Origin of the sequence: Clostridium sp. DSM 8431, assembly GCF_900116755.1 — a bacterium.
Lineage (GTDB): Bacteria > Bacillota > Clostridia > Clostridiales > Clostridiaceae > Clostridium.
Genome location: NZ_FPBY01000285.1, coordinates 1 through 2,198 on the forward strand (window position 1 = coordinate 1; position 2,198 = coordinate 2,198).

Sequence of the window (2,198 nt, forward strand, 5' to 3'; positions counted from 1 at the left end):
AAGCTTTAAATACATCTATATGTTAATGTTTAATGCAGATAAAACATTATCAATATGTCAAAAGCTATACTTTAAATACATCTATATGTTAATGTTTAATCAAAGCTTTTAAGCTATTCCTCTATTATTATATCTTATTTTCCCCTGATATATAGTCATTTCTAAAGATTTTTTCCAACCGAATATCCAAATTAAAAACTAACTTTCAAAAATAACTTAAACTCTTGCTATAACTTACTTAAAGCTTCTTTTTAAAATAAATCAGTTGGAAAAATTCAATCTAAAAATCCTACTTTTAATGTTTCTTAAATTATAAGATCTTCTCCTGTTTCATGTGATGAAACTCCTATAATTTCCTCTCCATATACACTTTCATTCATTACTTTAATAATGCATACAAAATCTTCCTTTTTATTAATAACCTTATTTAAATCTGTTTTAAATTTTATCATCTTAGATGGAGACATTTCTCCTCTAAAAACTGATTTTTGAAAATGTGAAAGATATTTTTTACAAACTTTAAAAACTTTTTGAACTCTTTTTTCTCCAACATCATAGAAAACAAATGCATAATTATAATTAATAGTTCGACCCATAATATTACATCTCTTTCTTTGAACTAAAAGGAATAAATTCCTTATCTTCTAAAATGTATTTTATAAGCTTATAACAATCTAACTTTATTGCTGTTCTATAACTTACTTTTCTTTTTAATTTAGGATGTAAAAATACAGATTCCATTCTTGCTTCAAAAGCTTCAATAAAAATTTTTCTTCCTTCTTCATTTAAAAGGCAATAATTCACTTTTTTATCAAAATGTTTTTCAACCCGAATCTTTTTTTTATTTACAAGTTCGAATATTGTTTTAAAAACTATTATAGGTTTAAAAACTTCACTTATGTCTAAACTCAATGAAAATCTCCCCTCTGAGGGTTCATGAAGAAAACTTATTCTTTGATCTAAATGAGTTCGATATATTGCTGATATGGTTTTTGTATAGAGAAGTGTATTTCCAAAGGATATTAAAGCGTTTATAGGATTATCTGGTGGCCTTTTAACTCTTTTATTAATTATAAAATCTTCAGGAAGAAAATACCTAAAATCATGATAAAATTTTTGCCAAACTTCCCCTTCAACAGCCATGAGCTGCGAAATATCTGAACTTTTATAAATCCTTTCTTGAAAATCATTTTCAATCCAATCTATAGTAGCCTTTACCTCTTTCTTATTATGTCTATAATAATGATATAAAGTTTCACTTATATTTTCACCAATTCCTCTAACTATAGATTTTGCAATTAATAGTCTATTATTTTCAAATACTTTTACTTGTCTTATTAAAAATTTTCCGCTATTATATTGATTTCTTGGATAAAAAGTTCCACTGTAATTTCCAAAGTAATTATAAAAATGAACTATTACATTATTAGAACTTAAAAAATCAAGAAGCTTAGAATTTATACTCACCTCATTTAAGCAATAAATTTCTTTAGTATTTTCGATTGGTATATAAATATTTTTATTTTCTTTTCTGAAACATAGAGAGTTGTCTTTTCTTGATAGCTCTCCCATTGATGTTATATATCTTGTACTTCCCAAAATAAATTTTCCTCCTATACATAACAATATTCATAATAAGCACACTTCTTGCATTTTGGTTCATTTATACATGAAGGTACGTTATTACTGTTAATAAGTTTATTAATATCATCTTCTATTTTCATTAATTCATTTTCTAATGCTGGAGTAAGTTCATAAATCATAACTTTACTTTCTTTTTTATTTTTTTCAACAAATTGAAGTTTTCCTTTTCGATTTATTCCTTTATCTTTTAATACTTTCAGATAAAATAATAATTGCCATTTACCTGCTTTAGGATCTGCATCTGACTTTTTAATTTCAGTAACATACTCTTTTGTTAGCTTATCAATTTTTATATTGTCTATAGTTATTTCTGTATTTTTTGAAGTAGAATTTTTTTCTTCATGAATTGCTCTCCCAATCTTTACAAGTTCACTGTTATCTTCTAAATTCAGCCTATTTCCATGAAGATAACACTGCCTTTTACAATGAAAATAATAATTAATTAATGTGCCATTAATCTTCATAATATATCTGCTACTCGAAATATGGACAAATATACCCATATTGAGATTCTTCCTTATTCAACGTGTCCTATTTGGTAGTGAATAAATCAC

Annotated in this window: 3 protein-coding genes; all 3 read right to left on the reverse strand. The window is 25.2% G+C overall.

The features are described from left to right. Positions 1-305: 305 nt before the first annotated feature. From cas2 to cas4, 3 genes are read right to left on the reverse strand one after another with little or no spacing between them, the layout of a single operon-like run. Entirely contained in the window at positions 306-596 is a 291-nt protein-coding gene (cas2, locus tag BM384_RS16760; RefSeq protein WP_090015365.1) for a CRISPR-associated endonuclease Cas2, read from the reverse strand. 4 nt (positions 597-600) lie between these two features. Then, the gene (gene cas1b / locus BM384_RS16765) at positions 601-1,599 is read right to left on the reverse strand and encodes a type I-B CRISPR-associated endonuclease Cas1b (RefSeq protein WP_090015367.1); all 999 of its coding nucleotides are present in this window, start codon (positions 1,597-1,599) and stop codon (positions 601-603) included. A gap of 14 nt (positions 1,600-1,613) precedes the next feature. Next, complete coding sequence (gene cas4 / locus BM384_RS16770; protein ID WP_090015369.1) at positions 1,614-2,108, reverse strand: CRISPR-associated protein Cas4; 495 nt, start codon at positions 2,106-2,108, stop codon at positions 1,614-1,616. Positions 2,109-2,198 lie beyond the last annotated feature (90 nt).